The organism is Desulfosporosinus fructosivorans (assembly GCF_004766045.1).
Lineage (GTDB): Bacteria > Bacillota > Desulfitobacteriia > Desulfitobacteriales > Desulfitobacteriaceae > Desulfosporosinus > Desulfosporosinus fructosivorans.
The window spans coordinates 50,934-73,482 of sequence record NZ_SPQQ01000011.1 but is presented as its reverse complement, the minus strand read 5'-3'; the positions used below and the strand labels follow the sequence as shown (position 1 = coordinate 73,482).

General features: G+C 42.8%; 21 protein-coding genes. 2 read left to right on the top strand and 19 right to left on the bottom strand.

What is annotated here, in order from left to right; translation table 11 throughout:
- Window positions 1–19 precede the first annotated feature (19 nt).
- From E4K67_RS23610 to E4K67_RS30790, 3 genes are all read right to left on the bottom strand, one after another.
- A complete protein-coding gene (locus E4K67_RS23610; RefSeq protein ID WP_135551255.1) occupies window positions 20–982 on the bottom strand; it encodes a S8 family peptidase in 963 nt (320 codons plus the stop codon).
- A 202-nt stretch (window positions 983–1,184) separates the two neighbouring features.
- Complete coding sequence (locus tag E4K67_RS23605) at window positions 1,185–1,424, bottom strand: helix-turn-helix domain-containing protein (RefSeq protein WP_135551253.1); 240 nt, start codon at window positions 1,422–1,424, stop codon at window positions 1,185–1,187.
- Window positions 1,425–1,819: 395 nt separating this feature from the next.
- The gene (locus tag E4K67_RS30790) at window positions 1,820–1,921 is read right to left on the bottom strand and encodes a putative holin-like toxin (RefSeq protein ID WP_243454596.1); all 102 of its coding nucleotides are present in this window, start codon (window positions 1,919–1,921) and stop codon (window positions 1,820–1,822) included.
- Window positions 1,922–2,356: 435 nt separating this feature from the next.
- Here E4K67_RS30790 and E4K67_RS23600 point away from each other — a divergent pair, with 435 nt between their 5' ends.
- Both E4K67_RS23600 and map read left to right on the top strand, forming a co-directional pair.
- Window positions 2,357–3,016, top strand: coding sequence for a LexA family protein (locus E4K67_RS23600; RefSeq protein ID WP_199242637.1), 660 nt, complete (start codon window positions 2,357–2,359; stop codon window positions 3,014–3,016).
- 461 nt (window positions 3,017–3,477) lie between these two features.
- Window positions 3,478–4,227: a type I methionyl aminopeptidase gene (gene map, locus E4K67_RS23595; protein ID WP_135551251.1), complete on the top strand. Its 750-nt coding sequence runs from the start codon at window positions 3,478–3,480 to the stop codon at window positions 4,225–4,227.
- 908 nt (window positions 4,228–5,135) lie between these two features.
- On the opposite strand, the gene E4K67_RS23590 is transcribed toward map, so the two are convergent.
- From E4K67_RS23590 to E4K67_RS23515, 16 genes are all read right to left on the bottom strand, one after another.
- Window positions 5,136–7,778, bottom strand: coding sequence for a heavy metal translocating P-type ATPase (locus E4K67_RS23590; protein ID WP_199242636.1), 2,643 nt, complete (start codon window positions 7,776–7,778; stop codon window positions 5,136–5,138).
- Complete coding sequence (locus E4K67_RS23585) at window positions 7,745–8,116, bottom strand: ArsR/SmtB family transcription factor (protein WP_135551249.1); 372 nt, start codon at window positions 8,114–8,116, stop codon at window positions 7,745–7,747. Before E4K67_RS23585 ends, E4K67_RS23590 begins: the two co-directional genes overlap by 34 nt.
- Window positions 8,117–8,372: 256 nt before the next feature.
- Entirely contained in the window at window positions 8,373–9,071 is a 699-nt protein-coding gene (locus tag E4K67_RS23580; protein ID WP_135551247.1) for a YjjG family noncanonical pyrimidine nucleotidase, read from the bottom strand.
- Window positions 9,072–9,320: 249 nt separating this feature from the next.
- A complete protein-coding gene (locus E4K67_RS23575; protein WP_135551246.1) occupies window positions 9,321–9,896 on the bottom strand; it encodes a Uma2 family endonuclease in 576 nt (191 codons plus the stop codon).
- A gap of 108 nt (window positions 9,897–10,004) precedes the next feature.
- Complete coding sequence (locus E4K67_RS23570) at window positions 10,005–10,589, bottom strand: Uma2 family endonuclease (protein ID WP_135551244.1); 585 nt, start codon at window positions 10,587–10,589, stop codon at window positions 10,005–10,007.
- A 122-nt stretch (window positions 10,590–10,711) separates the two neighbouring features.
- Window positions 10,712–11,122, bottom strand: a complete 411-nt coding sequence (locus E4K67_RS31640) for an ATP-binding domain-containing protein (RefSeq protein ID WP_420841582.1) — start codon at window positions 11,120–11,122, stop codon at window positions 10,712–10,714.
- Window positions 11,123–11,222: 100 nt separating this feature from the next.
- Window positions 11,223–11,390 (bottom strand): STAS domain-containing protein, encoded by a 168-nt coding sequence (locus E4K67_RS31360; RefSeq protein WP_338031913.1) that lies wholly within the window; start codon window positions 11,388–11,390, stop codon window positions 11,223–11,225.
- Between the two features lie 183 nt (window positions 11,391–11,573).
- Window positions 11,574–12,449 carry an FAD binding domain-containing protein gene (locus E4K67_RS23555; protein WP_135551242.1) on the bottom strand — a complete coding sequence of 292 codons (876 nt, stop codon included), beginning with the start codon at window positions 12,447–12,449 and terminating at the stop codon, window positions 11,574–11,576.
- Window positions 12,449–12,922 carry a (2Fe-2S)-binding protein gene (locus tag E4K67_RS23550; protein ID WP_135551240.1) on the bottom strand — a complete coding sequence of 158 codons (474 nt, stop codon included), beginning with the start codon at window positions 12,920–12,922 and terminating at the stop codon, window positions 12,449–12,451. The genes E4K67_RS23555 and E4K67_RS23550 overlap by 1 nt, the downstream gene beginning before the upstream one ends.
- On the bottom strand, window positions 12,919–15,264 hold the full coding sequence (locus E4K67_RS23545) for a xanthine dehydrogenase family protein molybdopterin-binding subunit (RefSeq protein WP_135551238.1): 2,346 nt from the start codon (window positions 15,262–15,264) through the stop codon (window positions 12,919–12,921). The genes E4K67_RS23550 and E4K67_RS23545 overlap by 4 nt, the downstream gene beginning before the upstream one ends.
- Window positions 15,265–15,329: 65 nt before the next feature.
- Window positions 15,330–16,664, bottom strand: a complete 1,335-nt coding sequence (locus tag E4K67_RS23540; RefSeq protein ID WP_135551236.1) for an MATE family efflux transporter — start codon at window positions 16,662–16,664, stop codon at window positions 15,330–15,332.
- 98 nt (window positions 16,665–16,762) lie between these two features.
- Window positions 16,763–17,875 carry a histidinol-phosphate transaminase gene (gene hisC / locus E4K67_RS23535; RefSeq protein ID WP_135551234.1) on the bottom strand — a complete coding sequence of 371 codons (1,113 nt, stop codon included), beginning with the start codon at window positions 17,873–17,875 and terminating at the stop codon, window positions 16,763–16,765.
- 1 nt (window position 17,876) lies between these two features.
- Window positions 17,877–19,163 carry an ATP-binding protein gene (locus E4K67_RS23530; protein WP_135551232.1) on the bottom strand — a complete coding sequence of 429 codons (1,287 nt, stop codon included), beginning with the start codon at window positions 19,161–19,163 and terminating at the stop codon, window positions 17,877–17,879.
- Window positions 19,164–19,606: 443 nt separating this feature from the next.
- Window positions 19,607–19,849: a phosphopantetheine-binding protein gene (locus E4K67_RS23525; RefSeq protein ID WP_135551230.1), complete on the bottom strand. Its 243-nt coding sequence runs from the start codon at window positions 19,847–19,849 to the stop codon at window positions 19,607–19,609.
- 14 nt (window positions 19,850–19,863) lie between these two features.
- The gene (locus tag E4K67_RS23520; RefSeq protein ID WP_135551228.1) at window positions 19,864–21,498 is read right to left on the bottom strand and encodes an AMP-binding protein; all 1,635 of its coding nucleotides are present in this window, start codon (window positions 21,496–21,498) and stop codon (window positions 19,864–19,866) included.
- 5 nt (window positions 21,499–21,503) lie between these two features.
- The gene (locus E4K67_RS23515) at window positions 21,504–22,538 is read right to left on the bottom strand and encodes a GNAT family N-acetyltransferase (RefSeq protein WP_158408561.1); all 1,035 of its coding nucleotides are present in this window, start codon (window positions 22,536–22,538) and stop codon (window positions 21,504–21,506) included.
- Window positions 22,539–22,549 lie beyond the last annotated feature (11 nt).

Here is a 22,549-nt window from a genome sequence, read left to right as displayed (position 1 = left end):
GGAGGAGGATGGCTTAGTTTTAGTCTTTTGCTAAATCTAACAAGCCATTACCTTCCAAGCATTTTGGATTACCAAGAGCATTAGTTCTCTTCATTAATTGAGCATAAATTTCATTTTCCGATAATGTTCTTTCGAATTCTTTTTCACATTGTTTAATAATTAATGCAGATCCTCCCGAAACATGTGGAGTTGCCATTGAAGTCCCTCTTAATGTTGCATATCCTCCACCTATATAAGTGGACAAAATTCCATCTCCTGGCGCAACCAAATCTACATTTTTATTCGAATTACTAAAACAAGCTATTTTTTTATTTAAATCAACTGCACCAACTTCTACAACTTCTTGATATGCGCCTGGATAATCCAACTCATCTGTTTGGGGGCTACAATCTCCACCATTACCAGCTGCACAAACGACTAATATACCGTTATTCACTGCGTTTTTTACAGCCTGGTGTAGTTCTGGAACATCTTGAGGTCCTCCTAAAGACATTGAGATTACTCGTGCTTTTTCTCCACTAGGACCTCTCCAGTTTACCGCATAATTAATTCCATTTATAATCCACTCATATGCCCCCGATCCATTACCGGCAAGCACTTTTACAATAAGTAGCTTGGCTAATGGTGCTACTCCTAAAACACCTATATTGTTTTCTGATGCCGCAATTGTACCTGCTACATGAGTACCATGCCCCACATTATCAGAAAAATTATTAGGATCACTGTTATAATCTGTAGTAAAATTGCGTCCACCAATAATACGATCTTTTAAATCTACATGATCGGTTTGGCATCCTGTATCTAATACAGCAACTACAATGTCCTTACCCTTTTCACTCTTATCCCATGCTGTTGGGGCGTTAACAAGTTTCACACCGGCAGGTATTTCAGTAAAAGTAAACTCGGCAGCAATCGATAATACTTCATAAGGAATTAATTTTACTTCATTATTGTTAAATTCATTTGAATAGTTATGACTCATCTTTCTTCACCTCAATCATTTTATTTAAAACTCCTGAGCTAAATAAGTAGCTATCCACTTCCCCCCAATCGATCTAGGCTTAAGTTAACCATAGTATTCCCCTCCTTTTCTGTAGTGTCGTCTTGATATGGGACCCATACGTCGGATACTTCAATGTGGCGAGCGAAAATGCTCATTTGACCTATTCGCAATGATTACGTTACTAAAATGTTACCCTTGGGTCATTTCTGTGCTTTTGATGGCTGTCAGTTTCAGACCCTAGGTAGATAATATCTAGGGGAACTCCATAAAGATTAATAAGTTTCGATAATAAATTATAATCTATCTGACCAGAATCAATCTCCAATTCATTTATCGTCTCAGTTGATACTCCACAATATCTGGCAACCTCATCTTCCGCATACCCGCAGGAAACCCTAACAGCGCGCATGGTAAATTGCATAATTTCAAACCTCCGCTCGTACCACTAGGACTTTAGTCCCAAATTGTGCGATTCATTTGGACAATTCCAGCATATACCAGCTCTATTGTCGAAATCGTCAAAATATTGTCAACCACAACCTAATTTCTTGGACGATCGGTACAGTAGCCGTCTAATGTGTAATAACAGGAATTTCGCCTTATAAAGGATTTCCCACGGGTCATGGGAATTGAACCTCATTACTATTATTATTTTGATTTTGTAATACCAATGGAACAGACGACATAATTTTGATATTGCAAGCAAAAAAAAAGATAAGGAAATATCCTTATCTGTGCGGGCAAGGCAACCTTACCGGTTGGTGAGAAGTAGCTCGGTTTGGCGCTGGCTACTTTTTACCTGTCAAGAAAAATAGATTATCTACTAATTGCTTTTATCACCTCCACAATTAACACTAGTAAACTTACTAGTAATGAACAGGATCCGATCGCAATCATCATCGTCTCATATGTTTTCATGAGCCCCAGTTCCTCCCTTCAGAGAGAAATTGGTTGCTTACCCGCAAAACGCAATATTTAGTTCTATTACAATATATACGGTTATAATACCGTTAGTCATTTTTCCGGAAAATAAATTCGTCCATAAGGGGTGGATTAATTTAGCGATCATCCGGAAGAATAATAACTCCTCAACTAACTTAAAACTGCAAATCAAAATAATATAAAGCGGCATTACTATAGTAAAAACCTGATAATTTTAAGTTTTCCTTGGGTGCCCTCTATACACCCTTGTTAATCGCCATGTAATCCTGAACCTCTAGTTTAACTTGTTGTCTTAATATTATTCCGATTTAATCGGATAGTCAACAGATATTTTAATCTAACCTACTATAAATTATTCATAAAATCGGATATACTCGGAATAGAATATTTTTTGACTTTGGAGGGAATTATGTGGCACGCAGTAAGTATACCGAGGTTGAGCTTGGCATGATCGCGGACATTTCTGGCAACCTCAAACGGATCCTACATCTTAAAGGTGTTAGTCAAACCGATCTAAGCAATAAAACTGAATTACCAACAAGCACAATATCAGACTACGTGAATGGAAAAACATTAATTCCCCCTGGTAATCTACAAAAGATTGCCGACTCATTAAATGTCTTAAAGTCTGACATAAATTCATCATTTAAGAAAACTCAGTCATATAAGTCTATCCCCCTTATAGACAGAATCTGTGCTGGTGAAGGATTACTGGCTGAGCAGAATGTTGAGGGCTATATCCATTATCCATTCCAAGATAGTCGTCAACCAGACTATGCCTTGAGGGTGAAATATGACAGCATGATCGGTGCTGGTATCGAGTCTGGCGATATAGTCTTCATGCGTTATGCGCAGTGGGCAGATTATAATGGTCAAATCGTGGCCGCACTCATCAACAATGATACAGAGGGAACCCTGAAGCGTATAAAATGGTCGGAAGGATCACCACTAATAAAGTTACTGTCTGGAAATAGCAAGCATAAAGTTATTGAAGTTCTGCCAAATCAAGTGCGTGTATTCGGGGTTTATATGGGTCACTTCAGACCAGAAAATCATCAAGAAAACACCTAAGGGCAGAGATATCATGTTCATGTTAATTTCCCTTTCTAGATGTAAGCTCCGGCGTATATGGAACGATGAATGATGAACCAATCCATTGCCTTACGTAAGAAAAGCAGTCAAAAAAAAATACTGCCTGTATCTTTTTTTATCTTCCTCCAGCCTTATGTGAGTTGGTTGCATATTTTACATCTATGGGTATAATATAAGAAAAGGACTGACGTGTTGCAAGCACGCCAGCCCAGCAGATTGTCTAACCGAACGGTTAGCCCGCATTAGAGTTATAGGAAATAACCGCAATCCTTGCCAGGGGCGGTTATTTCTTCTTTATGATCAAAACAACAAGTGTTGCAAATGCAATCATGAGATACATCGCCTCAACCATTGAGTCACGCATGGAAAATTGAGATAAGTAGTCTCATCTTATAATAGCTGAGCATACTAGTAGGTGAAATTTGAGGGGGAAATCTGAATTGGTTATTATCAAAACTGAACAGGAAATCGAACTTATGGCTGAAGCCGGTAAGATTCTAACTGCTATCCATCGAGAGCTTCGTTCTCTGATTCGTCCCGGGGTAACAACCTTGGAAATTGATAAATTCGCAGAGAATTTTATGCAGTCGCATGGGGCGACTGCTGAGCAAAAAGGGTATAAAGGATATCAATTTGCAACATGTGCGTCGATTAACGATGAAATATGTCATGGATTTCCAACTAAAGTCCCTCTGAACAACGGCGATATTGTAGGAATTGATATGGTTGTTAATCTCAATGGCTGGCTCGCTGATTCCGCTTGGACTTACCCTGTCGGTGAAATATCTAAGGAAGCTGAAAAGCTACTTAGGGTTACGAAGGAATGTCTCTACATTGGCATAGAAACCTCGATCATCGGTAATAGAATCGGAGATATTTCTCATGCCATACAAAGTCATGCAGAAGCCCAGGGATTCTCCGTAGTGCGAGACTTTACAGGGCACGGTATTGGGCAAACCATGCATGAAGATTTGCAGGTCCCACATTATGGTCGACCCGATAGGGGGGAGAGGCTTCGTGAGGGCATGGTATTTACGATTGAACCCATGATTAATGTGGGATCATATCAGCTTAAGATTGACCCCAATAAATGGACAGCCAGAACGACTGATGGTAGTCTTTCCGCTCAGTACGAGCATACCATTGCTATTACTAAGGATAGACCTCTGGTTCTAACCGAGCAGGACTAAGCAAAAAAAACTAACACCTTATCTCGAATTCGGGATAAGGTGTTAGTTTTTAACCTAGCATCAATCGCGGACATTTATGTTTGTCATTCCGATAGTTCAATTCTCAGCAAAATAACAAGCATCCCAAACTCGTCAAACTCCCCCATCAAAACATAGAGATGATAAGGTAAAGACATGAAGACTCAATAGCCTAAATCTACAGGGCCTAGATATTCTCCTGCTTGAGTGCATCAATAATGTTTTCCTTTTTAACTTTGGCGCTGGAGTACAGCATTGCGGAACTAACGATGATAAACACCGCCGCAATAACATATATCCTCCCTATACATATATAGTAGTAAATTCAGACCCCCTAATCAAGTATGCTTACCCACTTCATCCTTACGCTTCCACCCAGACCACGGCCTGAGTGTATTGAAAATCGCATATTGCTTCACCCTTGCCATATTCATTTCTTCTTACCCCCAACACTGCATCCCGGACAAAGGAAACTACGACACCAAGAGGAACCTGGTGTCTGACACCAACTTATAAACCATCATGACTGGCGGCACAATGGGGAATGTAAAACCATTTTCGTGTGAACTTATTAGTTCACTTGATTAGCGCTGCGTGACTGTATAATTGATTACGACTCCTTGTATTTGGGGACCGATGCTATGGAAACCGCTTATTCAGGTGTAGTTGAGCGTGACACCCTCCTATAAACGACTTGTCCCAAATACGAAAACGTTGTCGTATTTGGGACAAGCTGGCGCCACATAACAAGCTGTTTTTGATGCAGCACATGCCTTATTCGGTCTGGCGCAGTATCCGGTGATCGACGTGATCTATAGGAAAAAGTTTGCGATTACGCTCCCCAATCCGAGGGTAGATCTGCAGCAGGAACATTTTTGTTATAATACTCTTTACACTTTCATACGCATTAATCGCATACTGTTTAATATAACGATCAAAGCTGCTCCCGTATCACTCATTACAGCCATCCATAAGGTAAGCCAACCTGGGAAGATCAGCACCAAAGCGACTAACTTTACAAGGATGGCAAACCAAATATTTTGTTTAATGATTCTTAGAGCTCGTCGACTTAGCTTGATGGTGTGAGGAAGCTTTTCCAGATTATCTGCCATGAGAACAATATCGGCAGTTTCCATGGCTGTGTCCGTTCCTGCTCCTCCCATGGCAATTCCTAAATTGGCGGTAGCCAAGGCAGGGGCATCGTTAATGCCATCACCAACCATTGCCACGACGTTGTAGTCTTGCTGTAGTTGTTTCACTGTGTTCACCTTATCTTCAGGTAGCAACTCGGAGAAATATCGATCGACACCTGTTTCTGACGCCACTTTTCGCGCGGTTCCTTCATTATCTCCGGTTAGCATAACAATCTGTTCAATGCCGACCTCTTTGAGTTTTTTCAGAGCTGTAACTGTTACTTCGCGGACATAATCTGCTACTAGAATAATCCCTATAAGTTTAGTTTTAGTTCCAACCATAACGATGGTATTGCCTTCATTTTGTGAAGTTTCAATACGGTTTTGTACTTCAAGGTCTATGAACAATCCCAATTCACGGAATAGGCCCGGTTTACCCGCAAAATATTCTATTCCCTCTATGGAAGCCTGTGCTCCTTTACCTGGGAGCGCCTTAAAGGAGTCTGCTTTCTGGCTAGAAATATTATTAGCTTTAGCGTAGTTCATAATAGCTAAGGCGATCGGGTGCTGAGAGTGTTCTTCAATAGTTCTGGTAACACTTATAATCTCTTGCTCAGAACCATTAAGCGTAATGATTTTCGCGACTTTTGGTTTACCAGCGGTGAGGGTACCTGTTTTGTCAAAAGCAATTGCCTTGATAGTGCCGGCAACTTCTAAGAAAGTTCCGCCTTTAATCAAGACTCCATTTTTTGCTGCATTGCCAATGGCTGATACAATTGCTACAGGCGTTGAGATTACCAAGGCACAGGGGCAAGCGATAACCAGTAACTCTAAGCCTTTATAAAACCAATCACTCCAAGTTCCTAGACCTAACATTGGTGGAACGATCATGGTAAGCATTGCTAAAGCAAAGACGATGGGCGTGTATATCTTGGCAAAGCGGTCAACTATAGTTTGTGTTACTGCCTTTTTCGCTTGAGCTTCTTCAACTAGTTGAATGATTTTGGCGATGGTCGTATCTTCAATTAGTTTAGTCACCTTTACTTCTAGGGAACCGTTCTCGTTGATTGTTCCGGCATACACTGTGTCACCTTCATTTTTATCGACGGGAATGGACTCGCCAGTAATCGTAGCTTGATTAATACTTGAGGTTCCAGAGACAATTTCTCCATCCAAGGGAATTTTTTCACCCGGCTTAATAACTATGGTATCGCCTACAGAGATATCGTCCACTGAAGTACGGACTAAATCTTGGCCTATTTTTAACCAAGCTTCAGGTGGCGTCAAGCTCATTAAACTACGAATGGAGTCTCTTGTTTTGTCAAGCGTCTTAGTTTGCAGGTATATACCCAGAGAAAAGAGCCAAACAACCGTTGCTGCTTCCAACCATTGACCAATCATTGCTGCTCCGATTGCTGCAGTTGTCATAAGTACGTTCATGTCTAATGATTTGCTTTTAACAGCGTAATAGGCACTTTTGGCAGGTTTATAGCCGCCGATTAGGACTGATGCAGCATAGAGCAGTATAGAAATTAACTCTGGAATGTGGGCTATGGTGCCGAAATATCCTAAAACTAAGAGAATACCAGACATTGAGTTTGAAGATACGTTGAATTTCTTAGTAGCTGGAACCGGACTATTCGTATTTTGTTTTCTACTACTCGATACCAAGCTAGCCTTAAAGCCTGATTTAGACACGGCTTTCATTACTTCTTCTATCGTCATAGCATGGACAATCTGCATCTTACCAGTTGAAAAATTAACACTTACTTCTCTTACTGTCGGTAAGGTTTTCAGATATTTTTCTAGGGTTTGTGCACAAATTCCACAATCCATTCCTTCGATATTGAAAGTTTGACCCTTTTTCTTAGTTTGGGTAATCGGTGTGGCCTTGAATCCGAGTTTCTGGGCGTGTTTTTGAATGCTTTCTAGGAGTGCCTCATTTTCCACCACAACTTGCATTTTTGAAGTACTATAGTTCACCTTGGCATCATTTATACCAAGCATCTTAATTAAACTTTTCTCAAGAGTCTGGGCACAGACCGGACAATCCATTCCTTCAACTCGAAACTCTAAGATGTTCCCAGCAATCGCATCCTTGATTTCAAGTTCTCTGTCCTCCTCGGCACCGCACGAATCACTACAACATCCACTGCTAGGTGATTTAATCATGGTAAGTGGAATACCTGCTTGTTTCTTCGTGGAGGAAACAGGGAATTGCACTAGATCAGCCTTTTTATCGTGGCAGTTGGATTCTTCAATTGGGTCGCAGTAACTGCAGTTTGAAGTCTTGGGGACAACCGTTTCCAAGAGTATCGGAAACATATTCTTAGTATTATGTATGCTATAAGAACCGGTATCAGCTTCTAAAGCGAGATCTTTTTTCGGTTGGTTAGACATTTTAAATCACCCTTTCCACAAAGACATACTTCATTTTTGTCACAAGTGGCGACTTGCTGTTCAACATCGCCTAAAACTGCGTCAAAAATATTAAGAAGGCTTCTAACCTGTTCATCACGTAGCGAATAATACATGAATTTTCCATCTTGACGTGATGTTACGATTCCGCATCCTTTTAAACAGGCCAAGTGTTGTGAAACATTCGACTGGTTCCCATTGATTTGATCAACGATCTGTTGTACGGTTTTTTCTTGGTCTTTAATAGCTTCAAGTATTTGAAGACGGGTTCTATCCCCAAATCCCTTTATGAATTTAACTTTGACATCTAAATAATCCATAATAGCTCCCCCTCAACGCATTAGTATCTACTAATATATTAGTTATATTACCAGATACTAATATGTTGGTCAATTGAAATTTATTTTTGCGTATATACATATACATTCACCAGCGGTTAAATATCAAGGCCGTTCCCAAAAGGATCCTTTTCAGATTAAACCCTGCGTACTGTTTGGCATACGACATAACAAAGACCGATCACGTCATGATCGGTCTTTGTTATGTCGTATCTGCATCATAGCGAATAGTGAATCACTACGCATTACGCCCAAGGTCGCAAATGTCACATAATTCCGCTAAACTTGTGATCGTATAGGTGCTTTGAATTTCCGCAGAGTTTTTTTCCGATTTTCTATTGATCCAACAAGTATCAATTCCTGATAGAAGGCCGCCTTTTATATCAGTATTTAAGGAGTCCCCGATAATAAGCGCTTCCCTGATTTTAAAATCCTTTATATGATCTATCACATAATCAAAAAATTCTTTCGACAGCTTTTGGAATCCAATGCTTTGAGAATCAAATATGTCTTCAAAAAATCCATATAATCCTGCCTGTTTCAATCGCTTGATCTGAGTTTTTGTTATTCCATTTGTGATGACAAACAGTCTATGCGACACAGATAAGCTCTGACACAATTCCAAGGCTCCGTCTATCAGTTGATGCCCATTTCCCAAAAGTTCTCGATATTGATTTTCCCATTCAATACCATCCACAGTTTTGCCCAATTTTAACAAGGTTCCTGAAAACCTTGAGTTTAATACGTCATCCAATGCAATAGTTCCATTTTCATAATCAGTCCACAGTTGTTTGTTGACGGAATTGTATACTCGAAACAGCTCATCCGAAAAGCTATAGCCATGTTGATGAAATAATTTGTTTAACGAATCAATTTCGATAGCACCGAAATCTAGCAATGTGTCATCTAGATCAAATAGTAATATTTTATAACCCATTTTTCGCTCCCCTTAAACTCCATTATACCATTTGTTCTTTGGTTTCCTTTGGCTACTTAGGACTATTTTTAAATTAGAAAGTAAATAAGCAACGTAAAAAGGCAGTGCTAAGATATTCTCCTGCTTTAGTGCATCAATAATATTTTGCTCCAGTCTCTAATATTCTGTGTAGACAAAAGGAGCATCGCGTTTCATGATGCCCCTGAGCGAATCAACTATGCTTTTAGTTATCTAGAATTCATCTGAGAATCATCGAAAAACGGATTCCAGGGGTATCGTGAGATCATTGAATAATTCTACTGGAATCTCATCGGGTACTGAGTAGACCGTAGGTTTTCCATCCTGACCGTTTTGAAGAATAAATACCATGACTGTTTCATCCAGGGGGTAGACGACCCAATATTCTTTAACCCCGGAACTTTCATAAAGGGTAAGCTTTATCCCTAGGTCTTTTTTAAACGTTGACGGTGATAGTATTTCAACGATCATGTCCGGTGCTCCCAAACATCCACGATCATCAATTTTCTGCGGATCACACACCGCCGAAATATCTGGTTGAACAACTTTATCAATCGCCGAATCAAGTGTCTCGGGCCCGGCTAGTCGAACATCAAACGGGGCCATATAGACTTTACATCTATTTCCTTTGAGCCAGTTTGCCAATATACGAAACACTTCTCCTAAAATTTCTTGATGTTTTGGCGTAGGGGCGGGAGTCATATTTAAGGGAACTCCGTCAATCAGCTCCCAGCGTTCGTCTTCAGGCCAAGTCAAATAGTCAGCATAGCTGTAAGAGGCTGATAACTCTTTTGGAGTAGGTGACATATAGACGCCTCCTTTTCCCATATTATAACACATCCCTGGCATCAAGAAGCCAATTGCAAAAAGCAACCGGCTTCTACAATGAAATATTATTTAATCTTCAGAGTCCAATTACAGATTAGCAAAAACTAGATTAAGATCAATGATCAAGTCTGGTAAGGTACTCACACTTATTTTGTCTTCATCTGAATATACATCAGGCCTTCCATATCGCTTATTGTCCTGCAAAGTAAACACGCTCACGATATTACCGTCTGGTTCGATTATCCAATATTCTTTAACCCCGGCCTTTTCAAATTTGTTAAACTTGAATAACTTATCTTTCCTGACTGTTGAAGGCGATGATATTTCGATAATTAGGGTAGGCGTTCCATAATACCCTGTACCTTTTAAACCAGCTTGATCACAAATGACTAAAAGATCAGGCTGACATACAAACGTTGTTTCTTCGTCTGATTCTCCTGCTTCAGGTATCCTTAAATCAAACGGTGACGAAAAAATTCTACATGGCTTATTCCGTAAGTACTCACCAAATTGCAACATCAGTTCGCTTGATATTGCTTGATGCTGCCAAGTTGGAGCAGATTGCATATACGGCACTCCATTAAATATTTCCCATCGTTTTTCGTCTTCAACCCAGGTAAGGTAATCAGCATAAGTATATTTTTTATCACTACTATGTTGTAGTATTGACATTAAAATTCGCTCCTCATGATAATTATATTCGATGATTCGAAGATCGTCTATTTGATCATTATTTCCATATTATAACACATGTTCGAGCTAAATATCACTTAGTCATCGAGCTTCTGCCGAAATCACGGCATCGATAATCTCTCCGCCAAACGGGTATTCCGCTTCGACGTCTTATTATTGCGGACTGCCATACTAATCGCCTTCTTGGTGCCCACTAGAACAAACACCTTCTTAGCCCTAGTCACGCAAGTGTACAGAAGATTTCTCTGCAGCATCACGTAGTGCTGCATCGTTAAGGGTGCCACGACGATTTGATACTCACTGCCTTGGCTCTTATGGATGGTGGTGGCATAGGCCAGATAGTCAAACTCTGACTTAATCCTATTAAAATCATTATAGATAATCTCAAGATCAATACGGACGTTTTCAAGGTTTGACGCTAAATGCGGTGAAACAGGCGTTTTTAAACAATAGGAAACATAAGCATTAGGGTCTTTATCAAGTTTGGCACAATCAAACACATCTCTCATCATCCTTTATAATCCCTCTTCATCTAATCGTGAGACACCCACTTTTTGTAAGTGGGTGTTCCTTATCTCTATGTCCACCTTTAGGGCATCCAAACGTCACGTGTTACTCGATGTTTAGAATTTCTGTGAAGCCCGTTACCTCGAAAATCTCCATGATTGTCTCATTGACCTTAACAATCACCATTTCCCCCTGCTTGTTCATCTGCTTCTGCGCGGCGAGAATAACGCGTAACCCCGCACTAGAAAGGTAGACCAGTTCTGCAAAGTCCATCACAAGTTCTGTTATGCCTCCTAGGTTGGCTTTAATTTCCGTCTCTAACTGGGGGCACTACTGCTGTCGAGCCTGCCCTCAAAAGTCAAGGTTAATTTGCTTCCATCCTGCGTCTTGTTGATTTTCATACTAATTCTCTCCTATCTCAATCTCTTCAAATTTTTGTAACGATTGCTTCGTGACCTAAAGGATTGATTTTTCCGCTAGGTCACTTGAGCTCAGACGGATAGCACTGCCAAGGCGCAACAGTAAATTCGCAGTTAGACGTCGACGATACTCAGCACTTGCCCGAATATCATCAATCGGAGCAACGCCTAGGATCGCCATTTCTCCGGCCTGAACTAGTATTTCGTCTGATAGAACTTTTCCCTTGAGAAAGTTTTCCACGTCTGGCAGGATCATGACGGTAGGACCGACACTCCCCCAAGCCAATTTAATGTTTTTCACGGTTTCATCAGGGTTTAATTCTAGCAGCACAGCCAAGCTGGCAATGGCAATAGCCAAAGCCTTGCGTTTACCAACCTTGTAATACGCAGAAAACGCGTTCGGCGCTGGCAGAGGGATGTAAATACCTGTTACAAATTCGCCCTGTTCCAGTATCGTACGACCAGGACCTTGAATAAATTCGTCAATCGACACACAACGTTGGGTTGTTTGACCGCTAATTGCTACCTTGGCACCCAGAACATAGAGCGGTGGCAAAGTATCTCCTGCCGGCGATGCTGTACACAAATTTCCACCTAGCGTTCCCGCATGCCGGATTGGTGGAGAGCCAAGTACCGCTAAGGCATCCTGCAGTACTGGGAAACGTTCCTTGATGATGGGTAATTCCCAAAGCTGTTGATGGGTCACACCTGCACCAATAAAAAGATCGGTTTCCTTCTCTTCCACTCGTTGTAACTCGGGCAAATGCTCCACAGAAAATAAAGCCGTCGGTTTATGGCCATATTTTCGAATCTGAACTAAAAGATCCGTGCCACCACCTAAGATACTCCCCTCAGGGTAGACCCCAAACAGTTCTCTTAACTCCTCCAGGGTACGTGGGAACAAAACATCCATTACTCACACCTCCCCTTCAGCAAGGCAGCCGCTGCTAGAACAGCTTCGACAATTTTCTGATAGCCGGTACAGCGACATAAATTACCACTTAGCCCGTCTCGAATTTCCTCACTCGTCGGCTGCGGGTTACGATGCAACAAATCTAACACTGCCAACACCATACCGGGAGTACAGAAACCGCACTGCACCGCACCATGATCAATAAATGCTTGCTGCACAACTGCAAAGCCACCCTTTGGTGCTACGCCTTCAATGGTGGTTACTTCCATACCTTCCAGCTGAGCCGCCAACATCAAACAAGACAGGCGGCTTGTTCCATTAACGAGGATGGTGCAAGCCCCACATTCGCCTGCGCCACAACACTCTTTTACGCCAATCAGTCCCATATCTTCCCTTAAAAGATCCACCACCCGCCGATCAGGCTGGGTGTCTACGACTGTCTCCTTACCATTGAGCATAAATTTCACTCTCATCGCACACCCTCCTTACCGGTTTGACGCAGAGCTAATAATATTTTTTCCCCAGTCAGCGTTCCCTGAGTAAGACGTGTCCCGATAATCCCAGCAAGACCATTGGATATGGCTGCTAAAATGCCATCGATACTGATTTCTCCCGCACCTTTCATACCATAGGGTCCATCGTCCTCTGCCAGAGCTACGACAACTGTTTCCATATTAGGGATATCCATTGCCGTTGGCAGGATATAGGTCGAAAAGTCATTCGTCCTGATCTTCCCGTCTTCCAGAGCAAAATCTTCAAATAAAGCATAGCCAATTCCCTGGGCCGCACCACCTTGGATTTGCTGTTCAAAAACCTGGGGATTTAGCACACTCCCAGCCTCAATACAGTTGAGCAGATCACACACTTCCACTTCCCCTGTTAACGTATCCACTTGTAGCCTAACCAACTGTACACCATAGGAAAATACCCGATGAGGAAACCCATGAAGCCGAAGATTTCCCCCTGTCGACAACACTTGTTTATTGACGGGACAAGTGTAACTATAGGTTGTTATTCGTTCACTGTCATCCATAAACCCAGCGACCATTTTCAGCGGAACTTCCCGGCCCGAGGGCTGATGTAAGATTCGTCCAGGTAATAGCACTAGATCCTGAACACTCAGTTGTTCGAGGAGCTGAAACGAAAACAACAGTAATGCTCTTGCCAAGATTCGTTCTTTCAGTATATTTGCCGCTCCAATGAGCGCATTGCCATAGGTAAAGGTCGTCCGACTGGCAGAAGAGGAAGCAGAAGGGAGTGTCTGGGATGTATCCGGCAGAACCAGCTCCATCGTGTCATACCCTTGGAACAGAATATGCCCAACAATTTGCATATAAGTGGAAGCATTGCCCTGTCCCATATCGACGACTCCAACATAAACACGTATACGACCATCGGTAGAAAGTTCTAGCTTAGCGTTGGCATAATCAGGAATAACCGGCCCAAAACCAACGGCATGATAACAAGCTGCCAAACCGACGCCTCGCCGTTTAAAGGGTGGAGAACTATTCTGCCACGATTGCCGTTCACGCCATAGGCGATGTTCCTGAACTTTTGCCAAACATTCTCCAATCCCTACCGTTTGCGTCAGCAACACTCCGGTCGGTGTAACACTGCCACGGCGCACAGCATTTTTCAGCCGAAACTGGAGGGGATCAAACCCTCCGACCTTCGCTAGTTCATCAACGACCTGCTCGATTCCCGCAGCTACCTGCGGTACACCAAACCCTCGAAAGGCACTCGCAACGGGGTTATTGGTATAAACAACCGCCCCCTTGATTCGCGTATGGGGAATACAATAGGGACCACCAGCATGTTCCATTGCTAAACCAAGTACCTCACCACCGAGTGCCGAATAAGCACCCGTATCCATCAAAATGCTACAGTCAAGAGTATGTAAAGTGCCTTCTCGGTCACACCCTAAGGTATAGTTCAGAACCGCAGGATGTCGTTTGGTTCCTGCTAGGAATCGTTCTTCCCTCGAATACCACATTTTTACTGGTCGCCCACCAGAATGAAGAGCCGCCAACGCCAAAAATCCCTGGACCGTAAGACCGTCTTTACCGCCGAAAGCACCACCTAAATGCGGCGCCATAACTCTAAATTTATTGGGTGATATTTTTAAGGCTTCTGCCAGTTCCAACCGATCACGAAAGGGTGTCTGAGTCGAAACTATCATGGCGATGGTACCGTCCTTCTCTAGCCATGCTACCCCGGACTCTGTTTCAAGAAAGGCATGATCTTGCCAGTTTAGTTTGATGGATACTTTTGCAGTAAACGCGCAGTCTGCTAAAGCCTCAGCACCGCGTCCACAGCTGATTTCGCCACGCAGTAGTACGTTGCCATCGACTCTCTCAGGATGAAGAACTACTGCATCGTTCGCTAGAGCTTCTTCTGGATCAAATACGGCAGCAAGGGGTTCATATTCCACCACAATCGCCGCTAGCGCCTGTTCTAGTATTTCTTTGGTTTCAGCCGTTACCAACGCAATGGCATCGCCATAATGACGCACTATACCATCGGCTAGTATCGGTTGATCCTTTTCGAAAATACCTAAGCGATTACTACCTGGTACATCTTGACTTGTCAAAACGGTAGCGACACCAACCATGTCCTTTGCCTGCGAACTATCAATACTCGTAAGCCTCGCATGGGGATAGGTGGCACGCTTGACCCCTACCCAAAGATGGTTTTCTGGATAATAATCCGCGGCATATCTTTCTTCGCCCGTAACTTTAGTCAGAGCATCGACTCTAAGTGCCGATCTGCCAATGACTTGGGGTTCACTCGTCAGCGGACGATTAGTTCTACTCATGATTTTCAATCTCTTTTCTGTTCATAAAGACATCTCCCTTTACTCTTATTTACTAACTCCTTAGTTCAACTTGAATGTGCCGGAGTTCTTAGCAACCGCACCAACAAGATCAAAGCAATCATTGCTGCGACCATCGTTGCCAACGGATGACTCCAAAACACCCCTCGCTCACCCCAATAGTTACCAATCCAATAGGCCAGTGGAACCCGTAATACAATGAGGTAAATAAAAGACACAGCCATCATGAAGGCTGGCCTTTTCAAGCCTTGCACTGTGCCGTAGAAGGCGAAGAGTACGGTAGAAAAAACAATTGCAATGCCCGATGCCTGAATGGCATAGCCGCTCAGTTCTCTGAGCTCAGCTGGAGGATTAAAGACAGCATTTAAGACATGTGGAAATGAAACAAATAACAACATAAAGGGCACTACAATGCCCAGGGATAAGGTAAAGAAAAATTTTACGCCGCTTCGAATACGTAGATAGTCTTGCTTTCCGGCATTAAAACTAATAAACGTTGCCAAAGCATTGCTCATACCCATAATGGGTAACATAACCATCATCTCCGTACGCGACATAATATTCCACGCACCCACTGCAACGGCTCCAAATTGGATGAGCACTCCATTCAAGAGTATTAACCCAAGCGGCGAAACCAGATAAGAGATAGCAATAAACATGCCTTGACTAGCAATGCGTCGCCAATATTTAATCATTCCTAGTGTAGAGATGATCGTCAGGCGTTTATGTCCAGCCACTTGCAAACGCCGGTTTAAGTAGATCCCAGCTCCGATTTGCCCAATCAAGGTACCCAGGGTTGCGCCAGCCGTCCCGAGACCCAAGCCGAATATAAGGATGGGATCGAGCGCCATATTCAGCACATTCCCCAGAATCATGCCCTTCATCGGAGTCACAGTATCCCCTTTGACGATAAACAAAGCTTCCGCACTCATTACATATCCCATAACGGGAAAACCCGCAACCAACCAAAAAGTGAATCCATAAATATGGTCCATGACCCTTGCATCAGCGCCCAGAAACGTAAAAAAAATGCGACATATCTCTGGCTGCATGAGAGGCAAGAAACAGATCATGATGAGCGTCATCAAAGGCAGTATGGACCTGCCCATCTGCTGGACATCCGCCTCATTACCAGCTCCCCGATCATGACTAATCAGCACCACACTGCCCATGGCAACTCCCTTTCCCAAGGAAAGAGCGATATAGGTTAAGGGTAAAACTAAAGAAATGGCGGCTAAAGGCAGTTCACCTAACCAAGAAATAAAAATTGTATTCACATAGGAATATAAATTTTGAAAAAATAAGGAGACCATTAAAGGAATGGCTAACCAAATCATTACCCGTGAAACGGGATCATTGGCCATATCTAATGGAGCTTTCATCGCAAAACCTCCCGTATCCCAACACTACTTCTGTAAGACATATGTAAGAAAGTAACAAGTCAAAGATGCCATGGATATTTTTCCGAATGTGCCTAACCTTAAATAATTGTTTTCAAAGCTCTAATAAATCCTTCCATTACTGGCACGTTATGTAGCGTCACCCGAATATGATTAGGAAACCGAAAACCAGTCATCGTCCGCACCATATAACCCATACGCATGAGTTTGCGATAGGCCAAGGTGTCGCTGAAGGGTAGCCGAATAGTAACATAATTACCTTCACCACAAATATAAGGTAGTCCTAAAGCATCTAGTTCTTGTTTCAAATAGTCCTTGGACTCCCTCACCAACGCCCTTGTCCGGGCAACATGGGTACCATCATCCGCTAAGGCCGCTAGAGCCGCTTCCTGCGCTAAAGCATTCACCGAATAAACAATGCAGGTGCGACGAATGACATTCACTATGTCAATATTTCCTGCTAAATAGCCAATACGCAGGGCTGCCAAGGCATACATTTTAGAAAACGTACGGAAAATAACCAAGTTAGGATACTCCTTGATAAGACTCATCCCGTCGGGAAAGTCCACTGCCTCGGCAAACTCGGCATAGGCTTCATCCACCACGACAATCTGCCGTCCGTTCACCTTGTCCAGAAAGGCCCGTAAACGTGTCTCGCTCCAGTAAGCCCCCGTGGGATTATTAGGATTGCAGATAAAGATAATTTTCGTCCGGTCATCCACTGCTGCTAACATCGCTTCGTCATCAAAACCATAGTCTTTTAGGGGTACCAAGCGACTTTCAAATCCTGAAAAATCCGCCACCCACTCATAAACGGCAAACGTCTTATCTGCTGTGATAATATTATCACCCTGCTGACAAAAAGCCTTGATCACAAAAGCGATGACCTCATTGGCGCCGTTGCCTACAATAAATGCATCGGGTGAAATTCCATAAATCTCGCCCAAACGTTGCCGCAAATGATAGGCATCACCGCTGGGATAAATGGCCGCCTGTTCTGGGACAAAACCCCTTATGACGTCTATGGCCTGTGGTGGTGGACCGATCACATTCTCATTATTGTTCATCCGACATAGAAAAGGAGTATTATACATCTGTTTCAGCAGATCATCCGGTTTACTCGGGATATAGGGCTCAATTTTATGAATATAGGGCGGGACTAACTGTTTGAGAGGAGGAAATTCGCCTGCCATATTATTCTCCTCCCGCATATTGGAATACAATAAGATCGCCCTGCCCACCCCATGGCAAAACGAACGCAGGCCTAAAACCTACTGCGCTAAGATCTTCCGACAGCAAAGACTCCAGTTCTTTACCAATATCGAGTTCAAAAAATATGCCTGCTAAGCCCTGTTGTTGCAGAGAAGAAACATAGTCCCGTAAAACTGCCTGAGCATCTGCCCCAACCACCAGAGCAGAAAGAACGGCCTGTTTTTGATTGCCATCCACTGACACGGCAAACACCGAATGAGGAACTAGTTTTTCTCCTGCGCGCTGAATGGAAATAATATTGCGTGGTAAAACAAGCCGTTCATAACATTTCTCCACAAAACCTTGCAATGAAGTATGAACAAACACCACCATTCCCGTATCCTCTTCTAATTGCCGATACAGTACAGCTTGATGGCTAGGTATTTCTTCCTTATTACTGGACTGGGACAGTCCCAGTTCCTCAAAATAATCGCGAGGCATCTCTCTTGTGGGCTGTCTAACGGCGATACCAACAACACTGGAACGAGCTAATTTTTCCAGGACTTTTTCGACTAATAGTGCAGCCAGTCCTTCCTGAAAAACATAGGGACCATACGCTTCCGCCAACTTGCCATCCCGCTTCCATACCATACCGCCGCCCACATTCCCTTTGCCATCAAGAGCCAATACCGTCTCATATTCACCACTATCGACCATATCGACAAACTTACCAGGAAAACGAAAAAAATCGGGAGCTGCTTCGCTATAACAACTTATTACCTGCTGAGCGAACCGCTTCAAATCTTCCCGTCCGCTGGCCTGAATCGCATAATTTCCCTTAGGTGGCATGGCCAATTGGGCTATCATTTCAGGGTACTGTTTTTCCACGAGAAAATACAACCCCATTTCCTTATCCTGTTCCATCACCAACTTAAATCGATCCACCATGCGGGCTGCTAAGAAAATACCCATCTCCACCAAAAACTCTTCATCGCCTATATCTGCGGCGGCCGTCTTATTCATGAGTCTTATGGGTAGAGAATGAGCTGAAACTAAGCAGATAATCTCCACATAATACCCACCAGACCTAGCGATCAGACGCATGGTCTCTCCCGTTCCTGCCTGAGCTGAAATATAGACAAATATCTCTTCAACCGCCAAACCCAGGCGTAGACTTCTCGAATCATCTAATCCAAATGCTTTAGCCGCATTTTCCGTAAAGCCTGTGACCAAGGATAACATCTCCATCGCCAACGGTGTTCGCAGTTCCGCCACTTTATGGTCTTCCATAATCAACCTCCTCGTAGATCGCATATTTTTACAAAACTCAATTTCTCATCGGCTGCCACGATGGGAGCATCCATGTTTCACTAAACTACTCTTCATACAAAGTCTTATATGCCAATGTTTTAAACAAATATCTTAGAAATTGTTGTAAATATCATAGAAAGATATTTGCAACAATTTCTAAGATATTTACTTGTTCTCATTCTTCCTCATCATCTTTGTCCATCATCCTTATACACATTTCATCGAGTACAGCAGTTCTTTGACTTGCTCATGAATCCCACTCGCTTCCATCTATAACATATGGTAAAGGCACCTCCAATTTTTTTTGGCAAGGCGTTGAAAGCAGACAAGGGCGAAGGTATAAAACTTATCGCCCACTGTCGAAATTCCGTTGCCTAAAAAATACGTTCTAAACTCCAGACATGACATCAGCGGCTAGTTCATCAAGGTTTTAATTCATTGGCGATATAATCAGCAAAATCATTCAGGGTCTTAAGCTTTATAAAATCATCCATTCGGATCACACAATCAAATTCTTCCTCAATCTCCACAACGACTTCCGAAATACCCAGCGAGTCAAGACCTAAAAATGATAGTTCTGTATCATAACTGGTGTTTTCGATATTACCTCCCACATGCTTTTTAAGCATTAACTCCAATTTTTCCAGAATTACATTTCTATCCATATAAATTCCCCCTCTTATTTCTTGAGTTTCTCAATTGCTTGTTCCTTGAGTTTAAATTTCTGTACCTTGCCACTTGCTGTTTTAGGTAATGAATCTACAAAATAGATATATACAGGCACTTTAAAATAAGCTATTCTTTCCCGACAATACTTTTTCAGTTCGAGCTGCGTTGCAATTTCACCCCCTTTCAAAATTACAAAAGCAACCGGTTCTTCCCCATAGTATTCTGATGGAATTCCAACCACTTGTGCTTCTTTTACTTTATGGTAGGACATCAGGTATTCTTCAATCTCAAGTGGAAAGATGTTTTCTCCCCCACGAATCAGCATTTCCTTCATTCTGCCTACAATGCTGATATTCCCTTCTGTATCGATAGCTGCCATATCCCAGCTGTGGTACCAGCCTTCATCGTTAATTGCTTTTTTTGTCACTTCAGGCTTATTATAGTAACCCTTCATAACGCCTGGGCTTCGGAGTAATAATTCACCGATTTCGCCCATTTCCAGCTCACGTTCGCCTACAGTTCCAACTATTTTCGCCTCCACCCCTTCCAAGAGGCTGCCGGTAGAAATACACTCTGACTCTTGCATATGACTGATCCTATTGCCGGATACAACGATTGTTTCCGTCGCACCATAACAATTCCAGACTTCTTTAATGGCGGTTCTTTCTAAAATCCGGTTTGCCGTTTCTGTATGCAAAGAAGCACCTGCTGAAAGCGCTTTGCTTAATGAAGATCCATCATTCTTTAACGTTTCCAGCGCATCCATCCATCCGATAAACATTGTCGGTGTGCCGCACAAGACTGTTGCTCCGGTTGTTCGAAGGGCTAGCACTATTTGATTCGCCTGACTTTGTTCACAAATAACGCAGGCACTACCCATAAGTGCAACCAAAATAGCCATACCTGTGCCAAACACATGAAAGAGCGGAAGTGGTACGCACAAGCTGTCTGCTTCTGTAAAGCTCAAGTGTTTATGGAGTGAACGAATGGCTATAAGAAAATTTTGATGGGATAGCATCGCGCCGTTAGGTTCTCCGGTTGTCCCTGAAGTAAACAGAATAAATACTGTATCATCTGCGCTAACCTGCATCTTCCGTTTTGTAAAAACAGAGCCCTCTATTCTTTCAGCAGCAATAAATACATCAGACCACATCAGCATACCCGGCAGTCTTTTTTCACCTAAACCAATCACATAACGAAGCTTTGGTAATTTATCGCTTTTCCATTCCCCTGGAGGCTTCTCCAAAAGCTCAGGACAGAGACTTCCGATCGTTTCAAGATAGTCATTGGTTGGACCTTGATTGTCGGCAACAAACAAAGCAACGACATCCGTCTGTTTCAGGGCAAACTCTAGTTCCAGCATCCGATAACTCGTATTAATCATGACTAACGGTGTTCCAACCGCCGCGCTTCCATACTCAAGCACTAGCCACTCCGGACTGTTCGGTGACCAAATGGCTATCTTTTCACCGTGTTGGATTCCCAAGGCTATTAACCCTTTGGCGACCGTGCCCGCCTGTTCCCACAACTGTCCATAACTAAGATCTACACCCTTTTGCGGAAACAGCAATGCTGAATTATTTTCTCTTGCCCCAGCATTGTACTCAAGCAAATCCCATAAAGTAGCTCCCTCTACTTTAAACATACCTCTCACCTCAGCCTTTTTTCATAATCTGCTTGAACCATTGCCAAGACTTCTTTGCCATGTTTGGAATAAACCATAATTTTGCTAAAGTCAGGCTCATGCAGAGTTTTTTGCATTAAAAAGCCGTCGTGTCCAAACCACCTCGGCAGGAGTCCTCCCAACCAATACCCTTCCTTGCGCAGGCTTTCTGTTGCCTGGTCAGCTAACGGCTTATTAAGTGGAATAATAATTTGATACACCTTACTACCACAGTCTCTTAGCTCATTCTGCGTTCTGTCCAGCCATGATGGAAAATCAATCCCTATTTGAGAAACTGTTATTCTTGTAATACCAGCACCCGACATAATACTAATATTCGCACTGGTATTTGATCCATCTTCAATATTGCTACCCGGTTTTAAAAATTTATGACCGAAGTCAAACGGTGCATACAGTTTTTTCAGTGTATCCTCGTAGGCAAGAGGTAAATAAACCACCCGACTATCTGGATTAAAAGCCTGAAATAATACGAGTGCCGATACACGGCTATTTATATTTTGTCCACGTTCAGACAGTTTCTTATAGGCATCTTCCGGCATCATATCCACTTCCAGGGCGCACGCTACCTGTCCGCTTTTAATAGCTAACATCTGACTTACCAGATGATTGCAAACCGCTTCGCCCCAGATTTGTCCTACACAATGCTTCTTTGGCAAACTATTGTACATATAATGCATAAGCTGGACTGCTACATTTTGAGTACGGTAATCTTCTAGAACCATAAGCCCGCCGCCCTCATACAGTTCAGGATTTGTAGGCACAGACCTGAATAATGCCACTGTACCGATTAAGCTCCCATCCGATAAACGGGCTACAACCCTATAAGAATCATTAGTTTGTGCCTGTTCTACATGCCAATCCGCACTATAAATATCCGGCAAAGGAAAGTATTCACCATATATAGCCTGATATAAACCGACAACCCCTTCGGCATCTTCCGACTTGAACAGATCGATCACCCAGGGTTGCCCTTGTACAGTTTTCTCTTCTTGTATGTCCATCTCCATCTCCA